Origin of the sequence: Sulfurovum sp. (assembly GCF_049668085.1) — a bacterium.
In the GTDB taxonomy this organism is placed as follows: domain Bacteria; phylum Campylobacterota; class Campylobacteria; order Campylobacterales; family Sulfurovaceae; genus Sulfurovum.
In genome coordinates this window covers 1-2,432 of the sequence record NZ_JBATIY010000089.1, presented here as the reverse complement: position 1 = coordinate 2,432, position 2,432 = coordinate 1, and the positions used below count along the sequence as shown (strand labels likewise).

Sequence of the window (2,432 nt, the reverse complement as noted above, 5' to 3'; positions counted from 1 at the left end):
TGTGGTGCTTCTTTATATGGCTCTTGGAGCTATGATCAAACGTCAAAAGAGAAAATGTTCATAATTAGTGATTGGTAATTGGGTGAAATCTAGGCTTTTGAAAAGCTCTTCCAGATCAATGCAATCACAACTGCTTCAATAGATATAAGTATAAAATGCAGATTATAAACTTGCACTTGTGGATCTTCTATTCCATAGTGGGCAAAGAGTTTATAGAGGATATAAGAGACACCCATACCAAAGAGATACCCCAGTTGTTTTGCAGTGTCCACTTTTGTGAGAAGTGTGTCTGTTTGTAAGAGCAGGGTTTCTGCTCTTATGAGGTAGCTGCCAAAGAGAAACGTCACCTGATAACCGACATAAAGCAGTAGGGCTGTCTGATAGGTATATGATGCATACAGAAAATAGAGCATTGTTAGTAGTAAGACCAGTTCTACAAAGAGAGAGATCCTAAAGAACCACTTTGCATTGAGTATGTGATGATAGAGACGTGCTACAAGCAGCATACCGATAGCGAGCATAACTCCACCGAGTGAATAGATAGAAGGTTCAAGGGGTGCATAGAGTGTAAAGATCGCACCTACACTCAATCCCAAAAAGAGGGAGTTGAAAAACTTGTATCTGATGAACCAGGTTGGAATAATTTTTAACATGAGTGATTATATCCTATTATTTTCATTATATTAGTTTCAAGAACTTGTTTGATTTTAGCAGGCTTCCTTATCCCTTGAACTGCGGTGATATTTCTCTCTTCACTTTTTTAGAAAAAAACGAAGCAAAAAAATCGACATCACTCTCAAATCGCTTCTCTATAAAGGGTGTTCGTGATGTCAGAGGCGTGCGGAGCACGATTAAAAGCTATACTTTATTTTTGCATAGAGTGATCTGCCTTCTGTTGCGTAACCATAGACGGATTGATACTCTTTGTCAAAGATATTCTTCGCATTGATGTTCAAGTCAATATCATCTATGATCTCAGTGCTAAAATTGAGGTTCCAGAGGGTGTAGTTTCCTGTGCTTTGTCCAAACTCTTCTCTGTCACCTATATACTGTGCATCTAACCCAAAGTACATCTCATTTTGAGTGTGGTAGGTTAGTGAGGTATTGAGGGTATCTTTTGCACGTCTTGGGAGGACTGTTCCATCTTCTTTGGTGTACTCAAATAGATACGTATAGTTTGCTGAGAGTATGAGATCATAAGTATCTAATGCATAGCTGCTTTCTACTTCAAGTCCTGAAAACTTGGATGTACCATCTACATTTGTATATCCATAGTTGATGGGTTCCCAGTCGATAGCATCTTCTACTTTATTGTTAAAATAGGTCAAAGAGAGAAACTCTTTATAGGCAGCTGAGATATCATACCCTTTTGTGTAACTGGGGTTTAAAAGAGTACCGAATACTACATTGGCTAATTGATAGGCACTGGGTGCATCATAGGAGGTATAATAGTTGGCAGAGGTCGTCAATCCTTCTAGGAAATGATGCTGATGTTTGACTCCGACCTTATAGGTCGTTTTGTTTTCAAATTCATCATAATTATCGTATCTGAGATTGGTTTCCAACATTGTGTTTTCATTGATATCATAGAGATTAGAAATATAGACAGCTTTATTGCTGTAATCAGATTGACTTTCCGGAAAAGTATTGTATTGGTTAAATCCGTCTATCTCTTTGTATTCCAGTCCCAGGACTGCTTTGCCATCAGTGTAAGCATATGCATTGATAAGTGCATACTCTTTGAGCGTGGCCTTGTAGACATTATGTCCATCACCGTACATGCCTGTAGTATAATAATCTCTGTCATACTCACCTCTGCTGGCATGCAGCGTAGCACTATAGTTATCCAGGTCATAATGATAATCCAATGCATAGTTTTCCTGATCTGATGTACTGTGAGAGTAGTCATCATCTGCTTGTAAAACTGACCAGCTGTCATCATATTCGGTCTCTGTCTTAATACGGTTATAATTTAGGTTTACTCTATTGTTTTCATTGAAGGCATAGCCAAATTTGAGATTGAGGTCTTTGTTCGTATATCCATCTTTTTCAGCCTCTCTTGGTGCCAAGGCGGAAAAGCCATCAGTATCAAGATAAGAAGCCAGAACCTGAGCAGAGAGTTTTTCATCTGCGTAAGAGAGTTGTGCCTCTGTCTCTTTGGTGTTGAATGAACCATAGCCAAGTGCAAAAGAGCCGTGTAGACCTTCTTGGGCTTCTTTGGTAATGATGTTAATGACACCGGCTGATGCATTAGATCCCCAGATACTGCTTGTCCCGCCTTTGATGATCTCTATTTGTGCGATGTTGCTTGTTGTGAGACTGTCAAGCAGTGTAGTGCCATTGGTAGTACTTGGGTCATTGAGACGCATACCGTCCAAGAGTACGAGTACCTTACCTGAATCAGCGCCTCTCATAAAGAATGAAGTCTGTTG

General features: G+C 39.5%; 2 protein-coding genes. Both read right to left on the bottom strand.

The window, feature by feature from the left end; genetic code table 11:
* Positions 1-89: 89 nt before the first annotated feature.
* Positions 90-653 carry a hypothetical protein gene (locus WBM70_RS06160; RefSeq protein WP_424557627.1) on the bottom strand — a complete coding sequence of 188 codons (564 nt, stop codon included), beginning with the start codon at positions 651-653 and terminating at the stop codon, positions 90-92.
* Positions 654-851: 198 nt separating this feature from the next.
* Positions 852-2,432: TonB-dependent receptor plug domain-containing protein (locus WBM70_RS06155; RefSeq protein ID WP_424557626.1), on the bottom strand; the 1,581-nt coding region annotated here is incomplete at its 5' end.